The sequence below is a fragment of the Pedococcus sp. P2_D7 genome, assembly GCF_056404295.1.
The window spans coordinates 428,028-443,680 of sequence record NZ_JBFUEH010000004.1 but is presented as its reverse complement, the minus strand read 5'-3'; the positions used below and the strand labels follow the sequence as shown (position 1 = coordinate 443,680).

Genomic DNA, 15,653 nt, shown 5'->3' with positions numbered 1-15,653 from the left:
ACACCGACTCCGGGGGAACGATGACCACGACCACAGCGCCACCACGACCGACCGAGGGCGCCCGCATCGAAGTGCGCGACCTGACCAAGCGGTTCGGCAGCTTCACCGCCGTCGACAACCTCTCCTTCACCGTCGAGCCCGGCCGCATCACCGGCTTCCTCGGTCCCAACGGTGCCGGCAAGACGACCACGCTCCGCATGCTGCTCGGCCTGGTGAACCCGTCCAGCGGCGTCGCAACCATCGGCGGGCGCAGCTACCAGGAGATCACCCAGCCCATGGCGGTCGTGGGTTCGGCGCTCGAGGCCACCAACTTCCACCCCGGCCGCACCGGTCGCGACCACCTGCGCGTCCTGGCCGACACTGCAGGCGTCGGAGCCCAGCGCGTTGACGAGATGCTGGAGCTCGTCGGGATCCCCGCTGCCGCGCGCAAGCGTGCGGGGGGCTACTCGATGGGCATGCGCCAGAGGCTCGGCCTCGCCGCCGCGATGCTGGGCGACCCACAGGTCCTCATCCTCGACGAGCCGGCCAACGGCCTCGACCCCGAGGGCATCCGGTGGCTGCGCGGGTTCCTGCGGCACCTCTCCGCCCAAGGCAAGACGGTGCTGATCTCGAGCCACATGCTCCAGGAGGTGGAGCAGACGGTCGACGACGTCGTCATCATCAACAACGGCCGGCTGATCAAGCAGGGCGCGATGGACGACCTGCACGGCGAGGCCCACACCATCGTCCGGACCACCGACCTCGACGCGCTCGCCGGCGCCCTGCGGGTCGCCGACGTGACGAGCAAGGTCGAGGACGGCACGCTGCTGGCCGAGACCCACGACCTGCGGCTGATCGGCGACGTCGCCCTGCGGGCCGGGCTGCCGATCTACGAGCTGCGCCAGGCCACCACCGACCTCGAGGCGCTCTTCTTCGAGCTGACCGAGGGCACCAACCGCAACCTCGGCGACGGCGCCTCAGGGCAGGCGGCCGCCGAGCGAGACGCCATCGCCGGACAGGAAGGGGGCAACGAATGACCAACGCCATCAAGGCCGAGTTCCGCAAGTTCTTCACGACGCGCATGTGGTGGGGGCTGGCCATCGCCATGTTCGTGGCGGGAGCGGGACTCGCCGTCCTCTTCGGCTTCCTCTTCACCCAGGCCCCGGACCCGAACGCCGCACCCGGCCAGGGTGTCCCCACCGGCACCCCGGAGCAGATCGCCAACAGCGTCTACACCAGTGGCCTCAGCATCGGCTACCTGCTCACCCTGACGATCGGGGTGATGCAGATCGGCTCGGAGTACCGCCACAAGACCATCACGAGCACCTTCCTGGGCACGCCCAAGCGGGCCAAGGTGATGGGCGCGAAGGTCGTCGCCCTGCTCGGGATCGGCGCCATCTACGGGCTCATCTCCCTGGCGGGGTCGATCATCGCCGGCGCCATCGTGCTGAACGCCCGGGGGTTCGCACCGTTCCCGACGTCCGGCGTCTTCCGCACCCTTGCCCTGAGCCTGCTCGTCCTGGGCCTGTGGGCACTGATCGGGCTGGGCGCGGGGATCCTCATCCCCAACCAGGTGGCGGCCCTGCTGATCTCGGTCGGCGTGGCCTGGATCGTCGAGCCCCTGGCCGGCTTCGGGCTGTCGTTCTGGGACTGGGGCCGGGACCACATCGTCCAGTACCTCCCCTCGGCGGCGACGCAGGCCATGGTCAACGGGGTCAACCAGGGCGGCGAGAACGCCGTGACGCCGCTCGCCTGGTGGGCCGGCGCGCTCATCCTGGCCGCCTACGCCGCGGTGCTGGCCGGCTTCGGCTCGTGGCGCACCATCCGGAGCGACATCAGCTAGGTCGCCGAGGTATGCCGCGGGGCCGGGTTCCAGCACGGGACCCGGCCCCGCGGCATACCCGGACCGGGCGCTGGCGCGCCCCCTGAAGGGGCCCTGGGCGACGTGGCGAAGGTCGCTCGGGAAACCTCTTGCCCGCCGCAGCGCGGCGCGACGCACGGGGATAGGCTGGGAACACCTATTGCCCGTCATTGTCGACGCTACGAAAGAGGCGTATCCGCCGTGCCCGACCAGTCCCCGACCAACGACCCCATGGCGGCCTTCGGGCCGAACGAGTGGCTCGTGGACGAGCTGTATGAGCAGTACCAGAACGACAAGAACTCCGTGGACAAGGCGTGGTGGCCCTTCTTCGCCGACTACCAGCCGTCCGACGGCGCCACGACCAACGGGTCTGGAGCCAACGGGAGCACGACCTCAACGCCTGCCGCCCCGGCCGCGTCGGCCCCCGCAGCCGCGCCCGCCCCTGCCGCTGCACCGGCTGCCGCGCCGGCTCCAGCTGCGCCGGCTCCAGCTGCTGCGCCGACTCCAGCCGCTGCGCCCGCTCCGGCCGCACCCCCCGCTGGACCCTCGACCACCTCCGGGCAGACCACCGACAAGCCGGACGCCAACACCGACAAGGCCGTGGCCGACAAGCCCGAGGACAAGGAGGCCGGCACCGGCGGCGAGACCGCCGGCGTCAAGGAGGCTCCCAAGCCGCGCGAGCCCCAGGCCCCCAAGCAGACCGAGGCCACCAACGAGAACCAGGTGAAGCCGTTGCGTGGCGCCAGCGCCCGCACGGTCACCAACATGGAGAGCTCGCTGACCGTCCCCACCGCGACCAGCGTGCGCGCGGTGCCGGCCAAGCTGCTGATCGACAACCGGGTCGTCATCAACAACCACCTGCAGCGCTCGCGCGGCGGCAAGGTGTCGTTCACCCACCTCATCGGCTACGCCCTGGTCAAGGCGCTGGGCCACATGCCCGAGATGAACAACGGGTTCACCGAGGAGAACGGCAAGCCGGCCCTGGTCATCCCTGGCCACGTCAACCTCGGGCTCGCGATCGACATGGCCAAGCCCGACGGCACCCGCCAGCTGCTCGTGCCCTCGATCAAGTCGGCCGAGTCGATGGACTTCGCCCACTTCTGGACGGCCTACGAGGACGTGGTCCGCAAGGCTCGCGGCGGCAAGCTCACCGTCGAGGACTTCCAGGGCACCACGCTCACGCTGACCAACCCCGGCACCATCGGCACCAACCACTCGGTCCCGCGGCTGATGGCCGGCCAGGGCGCGATCATCGGCGTCGGCGCGCTGGAGTACCCCGCCGAGTGGCAGGGCGCGAGCCAGGAGACGCTCAACCGCAACGCCGTCTCCAAGATCCTCACGCTGACCAGCACCTACGACCACCGCATCATCCAGGGCGCCCAGTCGGGTGACTTCCTGCGGATCGTGCACCAGCTGCTGCTCGGCGAGAACGGCTTCTACGACGAGATCTTCGAGAGCCTGCGCCTGCCCTACGAGCCGGTCCGGTGGGTCCAGGACATCTCCGCCCACCACGACGACGACGTCAACAAGACGGCCCGCGTCCAGGAGCTGATCCACGCCTACCGCGTGCGCGGCCACCTGATGGCCGACACCGACCCGCTGGAGTACCGCCAGCGTCGCCACCCCGACCTCGACGTCACGTCCCACGGCCTCACCCTGTGGGACCTCGAGCGCGACTTCGCGACCGGAGGCTTCGGCGGGGCGCCGATGCTGCGGCTGCGCAAGATCCTCGGCATCCTGCGCGACTCCTACTGCCGCACCATCGGCACCGAGTACATGCACATCCAGGACCCCGAGCAGCGCCGCTGGCTGCAGGCCAAGATCGAGGTCGGCTACGCCAAGCCCGGCCCCGACGAGCAGCTCCGGATCCTGCGCCGACTCAACGCCGCCGAGGCCTTCGAGACGTTCCTGCAGACCAAGTTCGTCGGGCAGAAGCGGTTCAGCCTCGAGGGTGGCGAGTCGGTCATCGCGCTGCTCGACCGGATCCTGTGCCGCGCCGCCGCGGACTCCATGGACGAGGTGTGCATCGGTATGCCGCACCGCGGGCGCCTCAACGTGCTGGCCAACATCGCGGGCAAGTCCTACGGCCAGATCTTCCGTGAGTTCGAGGGCAAGCAGGACCCCAAGTCCGTGCAGGGCTCGGGCGACGTGAAGTACCACCTCGGCACCGAGGGCGAGTTCGTCGCCGAGGACGGCAGCAAGACCAAGGTCTACCTCGCCGCCAACCCGTCCCACCTCGAGGCCGTCAACCCGGTCCTCGAGGGCATCACCCGCGCCAAGCAGGACCGGCTCGACCTCGCCGGCGAGGACTTCACCGTCCTGCCCCTGCTCATGCACGGCGACGCGGCGTTCGCCGGCCAGGGAGTCGTCGCCGAGACGCTCAACCTGTCCCAGCTGCGCGGCTACCGCACCGGCGGCACCATCCACGTGGTCATCAACAACCAGGTCGGGTTCACCACGTCGCCCAGCGCCAGCCGCTCCTCGACCTACTCGACCGACGTCGCCCGCATGATCCAGGCGCCGATCTTCCACGTGAACGGCGACGACCCCGAGGCCTGCGTCCGGGTGGCCGAGCTCGCCTACGAGTTCCGCCAGACGTTCAACAAGGACGTCGTCATCGACATGGTCTGCTACCGGCGCCGCGGTCACAACGAGGGCGACGACCCCTCGATGACCCAGCCGCTGATGTACAACCTCATCGAGGCCAAGCGCTCGGTCCGCAAGCTCTACACCGAGTCCCTCATCGGCCGTGGCGACATCAGCCAGGAGGATGCCGAGGGCGCGCTGCGCGACTACCAGCAGCAGCTCGAGCGGGTCTTCGTCGAGACCAAGGCGGCCCTCAAGCAGGCCACCGAGGAGACCAGCGACCCGACGCTCGTCGGCACCGACGCCGAGGGTCACTCCGGCCTCGAGCCCCCCACCGCCCAGGCGACCGACCAGGCGACCCGGTCGGCCGACCAGACAGCCATCCCGGACGACCAGCTCCAGCACATCGGTGACGCGTTCGTGAACCCGCCGCAGGGCTTCACCGTGCACCCGAAGCTGTTGCAGGCCATGGAGAAGCGCGCCCAGTCCACCCGCGACGGCGGGATCGACTGGGCCACCGGCGAGCTGCTCGCGTTCGGCTCGCTCCTCATGGAGGGCACCCCCGTGCGCCTCGCCGGACAGGACAGCCGTCGCGGCACCTTCGTCCAGCGGCACGCCGTGCTGATCGACAAGCACACGGCCGAGGAGTGGACCCCGCTGCTCTACCTCGGTGAGGGCCAGGCCCGGTTCTGGGTCTACGACTCCCTGCTCTCCGAGTTCGCGGCGATGGGCTTCGAGTACGGCTACTCGGTCGAGCGGCCCGACGCCCTGGTCCTGTGGGAGGCGCAGTTCGGCGACTTCTTCAACGGCGCCCAGACCATCGTCGACGAGTTCATCAGCTCCTCCGAGCAGAAGTGGGGCCAGCGCTCGTCCGTCGTGCTGCTGCTCCCCCACGGCTACGAGGGCCAGGGGCCCGACCACTCCTCCGCCCGCATCGAGCGCTTCCTGCAGATGTGCGCCGAGGACAACATGACGGTCGCCTACCCCTCGACCCCGGCGAGCTACTTCCACCTGCTCCGCCGCCAGGCCTACGCCCGTCCGCGCCGACCGCTGATCGTCTTCACGCCGAAGTCGATGCTGCGGCTCAAGGCGGCCAGCAGCATGCCCGCGGACTTCACCGAGGGCACCTTCCGTCCGGTGCTGTCCGACCGCGCGTCGTTCGACCACGGCGGGGTGACCCGGGTGCTGCTCGCCAGCGGCAAGGTCGTCTACGACCTCGAGGCCGCCCGCGACAAGGCCGAGGACACCTCGACCGCGATCGTGCGGGTCGAGCAGCTGGCTCCGCTGCCGGCCAAGGAGATCGCCGCCGAGCTGGCCAAGTACCCGGACGCCGACGTCGTCTGGGTGCAGGACGAGCCGGCCAACCAGGGTGCCTGGCCGTTCGTGGCCATGAACCTCCCGCAGGCCCTCACCGAGCTCGGCGAGACCCGCCCGCTACGAATCGTGTCGCGCAAGGCCTCGGCCTCCCCGGCCACCGGTTCGAGCAAGCGGCACGCCGAGCAGCAGGCCGAGCTGATCGCGGCGGCCTTCGCCCGCTAGACACCCACTGGAGAGGTATGCCGCGTGGCTGGCCCAGCCGCGCGGCATACCTGTCTCTGGGGCCGCGTGGACGGACGACCAAGCCACACTGCAGCCGGTATGCCGCGTGGCTGAGCCAGCCGCGCGGCATACCCCCGTTAACCTTGCAGACGTGTACTTCACGGATCGTGGCATCGAGGAGCTGGCTGCTCGCCGAGGGGAAGAGGAAGTCTCCTTCGAGTGGCTGGCCGACCAGCTGCGCACGTTCGTGGACCTGAACCCCGACTTCGAGACCCCCGTCGAGCGCCTGGCCACCTGGCTGGCCCGGCTCGACGACGACGAGGACTGACGCGTGAGCGAGCCCACCTTCACCCCGAGTGCCGAGTTCCAGGTCGCCGCTGACGGTCCACGGGACGTGGGCATCGTCTTCGTCGGCGCCTCGCTCGTGGCCGGTGTCGGCGACCCCAAGGGTCAGGGGTGGGTCTCGCGGGTCGTCGGTCGCACGCACCACTCCGACCTCGAGCTGACGGCCTACAACCTCGGCGTCCGCGGCGACACCACGGCCGACGTGCTGGCCCGCTGGCAGGCGGAGTGCGCCCCCCGCTGGCGCGGCAGGGCCGAGAAGCGGCTGGTGATCTCGGTCGGCGGCAACGACGCGGCGACCGGCGTGACCCTGGCCCGGCACCGGCTCAACCTGGCCAACATCCTCGACGACGCCGCAAGCGCGGGCATCGGCACCTTCGTGGTCAGTCCCCCGCCGGGTGACGACGAGGAGCTGAACGCCAAGCTCGACGTGCTCGTGGAGGCCCAGGCCGACGTGTGCGCTCGCCGTGGGGTGCCGTTCGTCGACTGCTTCCGGCCGCTGTTGGGGCACGAGCAGTGGCAGAGTGACCTGGCCGCCAGCCGGGTGCCCCACCACCCCGGCCAGGCGGGGTACGGCCTGATCGCCTGGCTAGTCCTGCACAACGGCTGGTACGACTGGTTGCAGATCTCACCGAGCTGAACCACGCTGACCGAACAGCACGCACCACCACCGACGACCGAGGGGGCCCTCGATGGGTACGTCCGCTGAGCTGATCACCACCCTGCGCGCCGCCGCTTCCGGCACGCCGTATGCCGTGCGCGAGACTCCGCGGGGCTTCGACCTCACGATCGACGTCGCCGACGCCCAGTGGCTGGCCGTCTTCAGGGCCCACGGGCTCACCAAGGTCTTCACCCACCAGGTCCGGCTCAACGAGGCCGACCACTCGATGACGATCACCGACGTCAGCAACACGTTCTCGTGGAGCGGTGGGGGCTCGTCACCGCGCCTCCAGGCGTCGGCGTCCACCCAGCGCGGTCGCGTCTACGAGAAGTCGTTCCGCAAGGAGTTCGGGGTCGACCTGACGACCGGCCAGGTCGGCAAGGTCGTCGACTACTCGTTCGACGCCAGCACCGGCCGCGACCTGATCCGCGACGTCGCCAAGGAGCAGGGCTGGGACGAGCAGATGGGCGGCACCCAGAAGGGCGCCGTCATCTTCGCCGGCGCCACCGTGGCGATCCTCGTGGTGGCCGGGATCGTCTGGCTGGTCTCCTCGCTGCTCTGACGCTCCTGACGCCACTGGCCCCTCTCGGGCCCTCCAGCGGCGTCAGCACTCAGGAGACGGTGAAGACGACCTTGCCGAACAGCTCGCCGGCCGCCATGCGGGCGAAGCCGTCCCGGGCCTGGGCCAGCGGCAGGGTCGTGTCGATGACCGGTGCGATGCGCTGCTGCACGACGAACTGGGCCAGCCGCTCGAGCTCGCCGCGGCTGCCCATCGTCGACCCGACGACGCGCAGCTGCTTGAAGAAGATCTTGGTCAGCTCGGCCTTGCTGGGTGCGTCGCCGGACGTCGCACCGGAAATGACGACCGTGCCGCCCGGCTTGAGCGAGTTGACCGAGTGCGACCAGGTGGCGGCACCGACGGTCTCCATGACCGCGTCGACGCGGTCGGGGAGGCGTTCGCCGTTGCCGAAGGCGCGGTCCGCGCCGATCTCGACCGCTCGCTGGCCCTTCTCCTCGTCGCGGCTGGTGACCCACATCCGGTAGCCCGCTGCGGCCCCGAGCTGCACGAGGGCGGTGGACACGCCGCCGCCGGCGCCCTGGACGAGGACGGTGGCACCGGGCGTCAGCCCCGCGTTGGTGAACAACATGCGGTAGGCGGTGAGCCACGCCGTCGAGAGGCAGGCAGCGTGCTCCCACGGGAGCTCGGCGGGCTTGGGCACCAGGTTGGTGGTGGGGACGGCGACCTGCTCGGCGAGGGTCCCGTCGTGCAGCTCGGAGAGCAGCGTGCGCCGCGGGTCGAGGGTCTCGTCACCGCGCCAGCCGTCGCTGGGGATGACCGCGTGGACGATGACCTCGTTGCCGTCCTCGTCGAGGCCCGCGCCGTCACAGCCGAGGATCATCGGCAGCCGGTCTGCGGGCAGGCCCACTCCCCGCAGCGACCAGACGTCGTGGTGGTTGAGCCCGGCCGTCCTGAGCGTGACCGTCGTCCAGCCCTCGCGCGGGGTGGGGTCGGGCCGCTCACCGACCTCCAGCCCCGAGAGCGGGTCGTCGGCGGACTGGCGTGCGGCGTAGACGGCGAGCATCACCCGACCCTAGCCGCACGCCGATCCGGGTGGTTCAGGCGGACTTCTCCATGAGGAACCAGGTCGAGTCGTCGAGGGGGAACCGCGGGTCCCGGTGGTAGGTGAAGCCGTAGTCGACGAGGGTGAGCTCGGGGAACGCGTCGAGGATCTCCCCGGCGAAGTCACGCTTGAACAAGGCCTGCTCGTGACCGCGGTAGCTGACCTCGACCGGGGTGGGGTTGTAGTACTCGCAGACCATCACGTAGCGCTTCGAGGACTCCACGAGGGCGCTGTAGACGTCGCGCACCCGGTCGGGGTTGATGTGGATCAGGACGCCCTTGGTGAAGGTGAGGTCGTAGGCGTGCTGCGCCTGGTACTCCAGGATCGAGGCCACCTCGACGGTCGCGCCGCCCCATCGCTCCACCTCAGCGGCGGCCTGGGTGTTGATCTCCACCCCATGCAGGTCGGCGTCGGGCAGCAGGGTGCGCAGGGCCATCAGGTTGTTGCCGATGTTGCAACCCAGCTCGAGGACGGAGCCCACGCCGTCAGTGGCCGCCAGGACCTTGCGGAAGAGCTCGGTGTTGCTCGCGATGAGGTTGGTGCCCCGGTTCCGCTCGATGTAGTCGGCGCCGAACTCTCCGGCCCAGAGGTCCTCTTGGGAGGTGCGTTGCGTCTCAGTTGCCATGGCGGCCACTCTCGACCAACGGACCCCTCGACTGCAAGGTGACCGGCCGGGCGGACCCGTCAGTTCACCGTCGCGTCGTGCGGCGCTCAGGCCGTGGGCGGCTCGGCCACGACGTCCGGCAGCGCCGCGGCGAGGCTGGCCTCCCAGGGCGGGAGCGGAGCGAGCCGGGCCATCCGCCAGGCGTCGTGGCCGAGCACGCTGTACGCGGGACGCGGGGCCGGCAGCGGGAAGGCGTCGCTCGTGGTGGGCCGCACCCGCTCGGGGTCCAGCCCGAGCTGCCGGAAGATCTCGCGGGTGAGGCCGTACTTCGTGGTGTCACCCTGGCTGGTCGCGTGCCACACCCCGAACGGGGCTGACTCGTCGACCAGCCGCAGCACGGCCCGCGCCACGTCCATGGTCCAGGTGGGTTGGCCCCGTTGGTCATCGACGACGTCGAGCGTGTCGTGGCGCTCGGCCAGCCGAGCCATCGTCTTGACGAAGTTCGGGCCCCCGGCTCCGTAGAGCCACGCAGTGCGGACGATCCACGCCTGCGGGCAGCGGGCCTGCACCGCCCACTCCCCCGCAGCCTTCGTCCGGCCGTAGGCGGACAGCGGCGACAGGGCGGCGTCCTCGGCATACGGCTCGTCGGCGTCGCCGGCGAACACGTAGTCGGTGGAGATGTGCACGAGCCGCGTGCCCACCGAACGGCAGGCGTCCGCGACGTTGGCCGCGCCGATCGCGTTCACCGCAAACGCTTGCCCCTCATGGGTTTCCGCGTCGTCAACGGCCGTGTATGCCGCGCAGTTCACCACGACGTCGTGCCCCCGGACCGCGTCGCGGACTGCGTCGGCATCGGTGACGTCGAGGTCCTTGCGGGTGAGCGCCGTGACGTCGTCCTCGTCGACCCCGGCGAGCGCCAGGGCCACCTGCAGGTCGAGCCCGAGCATCCCGCCCGAGCCGGTGACCAGCCACCGCGCCATCAGCGCCCGATCCGGTCGTAGCGCGCCTCGGCGACCACCTTCGCGGTGCGCCACCAGTCCTGGTTGTCCTGGTACCAGGCGATGGTGTCGACCAGGCCAGAGCGGACGTCCGGGTGGGCGGGGCGCCAGTCGGTCTCGGCCCGCAGCTTCGAGGCGTCGATGGCGTAGCGCAGGTCGTGGCCGGGCCGGTCCGGCACGTGGTCGAACCAGTCGGCCGGCTTGCCCATGAGCTCGAGGATGAGCGCGACGACGTCGCGGTTGTTCATCTCGCCGTCGGCGCCGATGAGGTAGGTCTCGCCCGCGCGGCCCTGCTCGATGATGGCGATGACCGCGTCGTTGTGGTCGTCCACGTGGATCCAGTCGCGGACGTTGAGGCCGGCGCCGTAGAGCTTGGGCCGCACCCCGTCGATGATTCCCGTGACCTGTCGCGGGATGAACTTCTCGGGGTGCTGGCGCGGCCCGTAGTTGTTGGAGCAGTTGGACAGGGTCGCCCTGAGGCCGAACGACCGCACCCACGCACGGACGAGGAGGTCGGCGCTCGCCTTCGACGCCGAGTAGGGGCTCGACGGGTTGAGCGGGGTGTTCTCGGTGAACTTGGCCGGGTCGTCGAGCTCGAGGTCGCCGTAGACCTCGTCGGTGGACACGTGGTGCAGGCGCTTGTCGTGTCGACGCACGGCCTGGATCAGCTGGTAGGTGCCGATGATGTTCGTGTCGATGAAGGGCCAGGGGTCCTCGAGCGAGTTGTCGTTGTGCGAGTCAGCCGCGAAGTGGACGACCAGGTCGTGAGCCGCGACGAGCTCGTCCACGAGGTCCGCGTCGGTGACCGAGCCCTTGACCACGTCGACCTCGCCGGCGACGGGGTCGAGTGAGGTGAGGTTCGCGGCATACGTCATCGAGTCGAGGACGGTGAGCCGCCACTGCGGCCGGAGCGCACGGGCCCTGATCACGAAGTTCGAGCCGATGAACCCGGCGGCGCCGGTGACGAGGACCTTCATGGCGCCGAGGCTATCGCGAGGGGAGGCGCGTCACGGCGGGGCACCTCGCACTATGGTCGTGCACCATGAAGGGGATCATCCTGGCCGGGGGGTCGGGCACACGCCTGCACCCCATCACGCTCGGCATCAGCAAGCAGCTCATGCCGGTCTACGACAAGCCGATGATCTACTACCCGCTCTCGACGCTGATGATGGCCGGGATCCGCGAGGTGCTGGTGATCACGACCCCTGAGGACCAGGCGCAGTTCCAGCGACTCCTCGGTGACGGCTCGCGGTGGGGCATCGAGCTCACCTTCGCCGCGCAGCCCAGCCCCGACGGCCTGGCGCAGGCCTTCATCATCGGCGCGGACTTCATCGGCGACGACGCGGTGGCCCTCGTGCTCGGTGACAACATCTTCTACGGCACCGGGCTCGGCAGCTCGCTGGCCGCGAACACCGACGTCACCGGTGGCCAGATCTTCGCCTACCACGTGACCGAGCCGTCGGCCTATGGCGTCGTCGAGTTCTCGGAGGACGGCCGCGTCATCTCCATCGAGGAGAAGCCGGAGCACCCCAAGTCCTCCTACGCCGTGCCCGGTCTCTACTTCTACGACAACGACGTCGTCCAGATCGCGCGTGACCTCCAGCCCAGCGAGCGCGGCGAGCTGGAGATCACGGGGATCAACGAGGCCTACCTGCGACGTGGCGACCTCAACGTCACCGTCCTCCCGCGAGGCACTGCGTGGTTCGACACCGGCACCTTCCTGGGACTGATGGACGCAGCCCAGTTCGTCCACGTCGTCGAGGCGCGACAGGGCCAGAAGATCGGCTGCGTCGAGGAGGTCGCCTGGCGCAACGGCTGGCTCAGCGACGAGCAGTTCGCCGCGCTCGCCGAGTCACTGCGCAAGAGCGGCTACGGCACCTACCTGGCCGGGCTCCTCGACGAGGCTGGGGGCCGGTAGTGCAGATCCGCCCGCTCACCATCGCCGACGCTTACGAGATCACCCCGCGACAGTTCCCGGACGACCGCGGGGTGTTCCTCGAGTCATTCCGCGGCGACCTCCTCGCGGAGGCCGTCGGGCACCGGCCCCAGGTCGTCCAGACCAACATCTCGGTGTCGTCCCGCGGGACCGTGCGTGGCATCCACTTCGCCGACGTCCCACCCTCGCAGGCGAAGTACGTCACCGCCCTCTCGGGCTCCCTCATCGACTTCATCATCGACATCCGGGTGGGGTCGCCGACCTTCGGACAGTGGGACTCGGTCCTCCTCGACACCGTCGACCGACGCGCGGTCTACCTCGCCGAGGGTCTGGGTCACGCCTTCGTGGCCCTCGAGGACGACACCACCGCGATGTACCTCTGCAGCGCGGCCTACAACCCCGCCCGTGAGCGCGGCATCCACCCGCTCGACGCCGAGGTGGGCCTGGTCTTCCCTGACGGGCTGGAGCCGCTGCTGTCGCCCAAGGACGCCGCTGCGCCCTCGCTGGCAGAGGCGCGGGACCAGGGTCTGCTCCCCTCGTATGCCGCCTGCCGAGAGTTCTACGACTCGGCTGGATGATCCGGCGCGAAGTCCCTCGAAGAGCCTCACTACGGGGCGGATGTCCGACTTGCCGGGTTGTGAGCAGGGCAGATGCACGAGATGGTTGCCATCCACATGTAAACTCTGGCCGTTTGCGGGAACCACAGGGAGGGGAGGGGACATGCCCACTGCGCGCGAGGAACGGCGTCATCGCGTGACGCGCTGGCTGTGGGCCCTGGTCGATGCCGCCATCCTGGTCGGCGCGCTGATGGTCGCCATGTGGCTGCGCTACGACCTCCACCTCGAGCGGGTCTTCATCCCTGACATGGCCTGGCTCAGCGCGGCTGGCGTCGCGACCCTCTGGGTGGCGGGCGCGATCATCGGCCCCTATGCCATCGGACACGATCGTGGCTCCTTCGAGGAGACGGCAGACATCCTCAAGTCCGTCCTGGTCACAGGCATCGTGCTCGGGCTCGTGGTCCTGGCCACCGACTGGCTGACGCTGCCCCGCAGTGTCCCGATCACCGGCTCCGTGTTCGCCCTGGTGGGGATGTTCGCGAGCCGCTTCCTCATCCGGAGCTGGCGGGTGCGCAAGCGCCCGACCGACCTCGACCACGAGCGCGTGATCATCTTCGGGGCGGGTGAGGCAGGCAGCCGCCTGACGCGGAGCATGCGTCGTGACTCCGGGAGCGGCTACCTTCCCGTCGCACTGCTCGACGACGACCGCGCCAAGGCGCGGTTCCGCACGGAGGGCATCCGGGTGCGCGGCACCCGCGCCGACCTGGCCAAGGTCGCGGACAAGTTCACGGCGAACACCCTGGTCATCGCCCTTCCCCAGGCTCACGCAGCCACGATCCGCGAGCTGACCGAGCTGGCCACGACGGCCGGCCTGAACGTGCTGACGCTCCCCCCGGTGGGCGAGATCATCGGTGGGCGACCCACGGCGAGCGACCTGCGCAACGTGGACGTCGCCGACCTGTTGGGTCGTCGACCCATCAGCCTCGACACGGCCGTCATCGCGGAGCAGATTGCCGGAAGGTCGGTGCTGGTGACCGGAGCCGGCGGCTCCATCGGGTCGGAGCTGTGCCGACAGATCGCGCGCTTCGGCCCAGCGAAGCTCTACCTCCTCGACCGCGACGAGTCGGGCCTGCAGACCACGCAGATGTCCCTGGTCGGCAACGGCCTCCTCGACACGGACGAGGTCGTCCTGGCGGACATCCGCGACGCCCCACGGATGCAGCAGGTCTTCAAGCAGACCCGCCCAGACATCGTCTTCCACGCCGCCGCCCTCAAGCACCTCCCCCTGCTGGAGGCCAACCCCCTCGAGGCGTGGAAGAGCAACGTGCTCGGCACCCTCAACGTCCTCGCGGCCGCCTCCGCGGTCGGGGTCGGCACCTTCGTCAACATCTCCACCGACAAGGCTGCGCAGCCCTCGTGCGTCCTGGGCTACAGCAAGCGCGTCGCGGAGCGCCTCACCGCCCACTTCGCCGACCGCGAGCCGGGGCGCTACGTGTCGGTGCGCTTCGGAAACGTGCTCGGGTCGCGCGGGTCGGTCGTCCACGCCTTCACCTCGCAGATCGAGCGCGGTGGCCCGATCACGGTCACCCACCCGGACGTCGAGCGCTACTTCATGCTCATCCCCGAGGCCTGCCAGCTCGTCCTCGAGGCAGCGTCGATCGGCACCGACGGCGAGGTGATGGTCCTCGAGATGGGCGACCAGGTGAAGATCGTCGAGGTGGCCAACACGCTGATCCGCATGTCCGGCCGCAAGGACATCGACATCGTCTACACGGGCCTGCGCCAGGGCGAGAAGATCTCGGAGGAGCTCTTCTCGCCGGATGAGGTCTCGAGGGCGACGCAGCACCCCTTGGTCTCCCGGGTCGACGTGCCGGGGATCGGGGTGTCCGAGGTGCACGGTGCCGAGCACCGCACGGACGACGACGCGGTTCGTTGGCTTCGGCGCCACAGCGCCACGTCCCAGACTGCGAGCGCCGGGCTCCGAGGCGACTGAACCGGTGGTCGAACTCGTCGTGTCCCTGCTCGTGACGACAGGGCTGGCCCCTGTCGTGCGCGCAGGAATGGTGCGAAGCGGGGTCCTGGACCGTCCCAACCACCGCTCATCCCACACCGTGGTCGTGGCGCGGGGTGGCGGGCTCGCCTGCCTCGCCGGCCTGGTCGCGGCCACGAGCGTGGCCACGATCCGTGGCCACGAGGTCCCGTGGGTTGCCGTGACCGCCAGCGTCGCACTGTCGCTGCTCGGCTTCGCAGACGACCGGGTGCAGCTCCCCCCACTGCCGCGGCTGCTCGCCCAGGTCGGGGCCGGCGGAGCAGTGGGCTGGTCGCTCGGGGGCGTCGTCTGGATGCTCGTGGGAGCCTTCGTCACCGCTGCGGTGGTGAATGTCGTGAACTTCATGGACGGCATCAACGGCATCACCTCCACGACGATGACCGTCTGGGGGGTGGTCGCCTGGCTGGTCGGCCGAGATCAGGGCATTGCCTCACTGGCCTTTCTCGGGGCGGTGACGGCGGGCCTCGCCCTGGGGTTCCTCCCTTGGAACGCGCCCACTGCGCGGCTCTTCCTCGGCGACGCCGGCAGCTATCTCTTCGGGGCGCTGGTCGCCAGTGGCGTCCTCATCGGACTGCACGATGGGGCTCGCGGAGCACTCCTGGTCGCCCCCTTGTCGCTCTACCTCGTGGACGAGGCCACCACCATGGTGAGCCGCGTGCGTCGGGGTGAGCGCCTCCTCGAGGCGCACCGCTCCCACGTCTACCAGCGCCTGACGTCAGGTCCCGGGGGCCTACCCCACGCGGTCGTGGCTGCGTATGCCGCCGGGCTCGCGACGCTGGTGACCGCGGGATGGGTGGTGGGCACGGCGACGGGTGTGGCAGCGACGGTGCTGGCGTGCGCCGCCTATCTCTGCTCACCGCGTCTCCTCGCGGCCTACGCACGACCCCCCGTGCAGTCGTGAGCCCAGCGCCCCGACCC

Annotated in this window: 14 protein-coding genes; 10 read left to right on the top strand and 4 right to left on the bottom strand. The window is 70.0% G+C overall.

Annotated elements, in window-relative coordinates; genetic code table 11:
• Positions 1–20 precede the first annotated feature (20 nt).
• The 6 genes from AC1DWJ_RS11315 (at position 21) to AC1DWJ_RS11290 (ending at position 7,530) form a co-directional block, all read left to right on the top strand.
• On the top strand, positions 21–1,016 hold the full coding sequence (locus tag AC1DWJ_RS11315; protein WP_457253528.1) for an ABC transporter ATP-binding protein: 996 nt from the start codon (positions 21–23) through the stop codon (positions 1,014–1,016).
• The gene (locus tag AC1DWJ_RS11310) at positions 1,013–1,822 is read left to right on the top strand and encodes an ABC transporter permease (RefSeq protein WP_457253529.1); all 810 of its coding nucleotides are present in this window, start codon (positions 1,013–1,015) and stop codon (positions 1,820–1,822) included. Before AC1DWJ_RS11315 ends, AC1DWJ_RS11310 begins: the two co-directional genes overlap by 4 nt.
• A gap of 219 nt (positions 1,823–2,041) precedes the next feature.
• The gene (locus tag AC1DWJ_RS11305; protein WP_477620811.1) at positions 2,042–5,965 is read left to right on the top strand and encodes a multifunctional oxoglutarate decarboxylase/oxoglutarate dehydrogenase thiamine pyrophosphate-binding subunit/dihydrolipoyllysine-residue succinyltransferase subunit; all 3,924 of its coding nucleotides are present in this window, start codon (positions 2,042–2,044) and stop codon (positions 5,963–5,965) included.
• 151 nt (positions 5,966–6,116) lie between these two features.
• On the top strand, positions 6,117–6,293 hold the full coding sequence (locus tag AC1DWJ_RS11300; protein ID WP_157582120.1) for a DUF6104 family protein: 177 nt from the start codon (positions 6,117–6,119) through the stop codon (positions 6,291–6,293).
• 3 nt (positions 6,294–6,296) lie between these two features.
• Positions 6,297–6,947: a GDSL-type esterase/lipase family protein gene (locus AC1DWJ_RS11295; RefSeq protein ID WP_477620810.1), complete on the top strand. Its 651-nt coding sequence runs from the start codon at positions 6,297–6,299 to the stop codon at positions 6,945–6,947.
• 52 nt (positions 6,948–6,999) lie between these two features.
• Positions 7,000–7,530 carry a hypothetical protein gene (locus AC1DWJ_RS11290; protein WP_477620809.1) on the top strand — a complete coding sequence of 177 codons (531 nt, stop codon included), beginning with the start codon at positions 7,000–7,002 and terminating at the stop codon, positions 7,528–7,530.
• A gap of 49 nt (positions 7,531–7,579) precedes the next feature.
• Here AC1DWJ_RS11290 and AC1DWJ_RS11285 read toward each other — a convergent pair whose 3' ends face one another.
• From AC1DWJ_RS11285 to rfbB, 4 genes are all read right to left on the bottom strand, one after another.
• A complete protein-coding gene (locus AC1DWJ_RS11285) occupies positions 7,580–8,551 on the bottom strand; it encodes a zinc-binding dehydrogenase (RefSeq protein ID WP_457253533.1) in 972 nt (323 codons plus the stop codon).
• A 34-nt stretch (positions 8,552–8,585) separates the two neighbouring features.
• Complete coding sequence (locus AC1DWJ_RS11280; RefSeq protein WP_457253534.1) at positions 8,586–9,215, bottom strand: pseudaminic acid biosynthesis-associated methylase; 630 nt, start codon at positions 9,213–9,215, stop codon at positions 8,586–8,588.
• Between the two features lie 86 nt (positions 9,216–9,301).
• Positions 9,302–10,174: a dTDP-4-dehydrorhamnose reductase gene (rfbD, locus tag AC1DWJ_RS11275; RefSeq protein ID WP_477620808.1), complete on the bottom strand. Its 873-nt coding sequence runs from the start codon at positions 10,172–10,174 to the stop codon at positions 9,302–9,304.
• The gene (rfbB, locus tag AC1DWJ_RS11270; protein WP_477620807.1) at positions 10,174–11,169 is read right to left on the bottom strand and encodes a dTDP-glucose 4,6-dehydratase; all 996 of its coding nucleotides are present in this window, start codon (positions 11,167–11,169) and stop codon (positions 10,174–10,176) included. Before rfbB ends, rfbD begins: the two co-directional genes overlap by 1 nt.
• Before the next feature lie 65 nt (positions 11,170–11,234).
• On the opposite strand from rfbB, the gene rfbA reads away from it, so the two are divergent.
• The 4 genes from rfbA (at position 11,235) to AC1DWJ_RS11250 (ending at position 15,636) form a co-directional block, all read left to right on the top strand.
• Positions 11,235–12,110 (top strand): glucose-1-phosphate thymidylyltransferase RfbA, encoded by an 876-nt coding sequence (gene rfbA, locus AC1DWJ_RS11265; RefSeq protein ID WP_477620806.1) that lies wholly within the window; start codon positions 11,235–11,237, stop codon positions 12,108–12,110.
• On the top strand, positions 12,110–12,706 hold the full coding sequence (locus AC1DWJ_RS11260; protein ID WP_477620805.1) for a dTDP-4-dehydrorhamnose 3,5-epimerase family protein: 597 nt from the start codon (positions 12,110–12,112) through the stop codon (positions 12,704–12,706). Before rfbA ends, AC1DWJ_RS11260 begins: the two co-directional genes overlap by 1 nt.
• Positions 12,707–12,848: 142 nt before the next feature.
• Positions 12,849–14,678: a polysaccharide biosynthesis protein gene (locus AC1DWJ_RS11255; RefSeq protein ID WP_457253540.1), complete on the top strand. Its 1,830-nt coding sequence runs from the start codon at positions 12,849–12,851 to the stop codon at positions 14,676–14,678.
• A gap of 4 nt (positions 14,679–14,682) precedes the next feature.
• The gene (locus AC1DWJ_RS11250) at positions 14,683–15,636 is read left to right on the top strand and encodes an MraY family glycosyltransferase (protein WP_477620804.1); all 954 of its coding nucleotides are present in this window, start codon (positions 14,683–14,685) and stop codon (positions 15,634–15,636) included.
• Positions 15,637–15,653: the final 17 nt, after the last annotated feature.

Bases quoted from the DNA above. Each gene is read 5' to 3' on its own strand.
- AC1DWJ_RS11315 (WP_457253528.1), top strand. From the start codon at position 21: ATGACCACGACCACAGCGCCACCACGACCGACCGAGGGCGCCCGCATC.
- AC1DWJ_RS11310 (WP_457253529.1), top strand. From the start codon at position 1,013: ATGACCAACGCCATCAAGGCCGAGTTCCGCAAGTTCTTCACGACGCGC.
- AC1DWJ_RS11290 (WP_477620809.1), top strand. From the start codon at position 7,000: ATGGGTACGTCCGCTGAGCTGATCACCACCCTGCGCGCCGCCGCTTCC.
- AC1DWJ_RS11285 (WP_457253533.1), bottom strand. From the start codon at position 8,551: ATGCTCGCCGTCTACGCCGCACGCCAGTCCGCCGACGACCCGCTCTCG.
- AC1DWJ_RS11280 (WP_457253534.1), bottom strand. From the start codon at position 9,215: ATGGCAACTGAGACGCAACGCACCTCCCAAGAGGACCTCTGGGCCGGA.
- rfbD (WP_477620808.1), bottom strand. From the start codon at position 10,174: ATGGCGCGGTGGCTGGTCACCGGCTCGGGCGGGATGCTCGGGCTCGAC.
- rfbB (WP_477620807.1), bottom strand. From the start codon at position 11,169: ATGAAGGTCCTCGTCACCGGCGCCGCCGGGTTCATCGGCTCGAACTTC.
- rfbA (WP_477620806.1), top strand. From the start codon at position 11,235: ATGAAGGGGATCATCCTGGCCGGGGGGTCGGGCACACGCCTGCACCCC.
- AC1DWJ_RS11255 (WP_457253540.1), top strand. From the start codon at position 12,849: ATGCCCACTGCGCGCGAGGAACGGCGTCATCGCGTGACGCGCTGGCTG.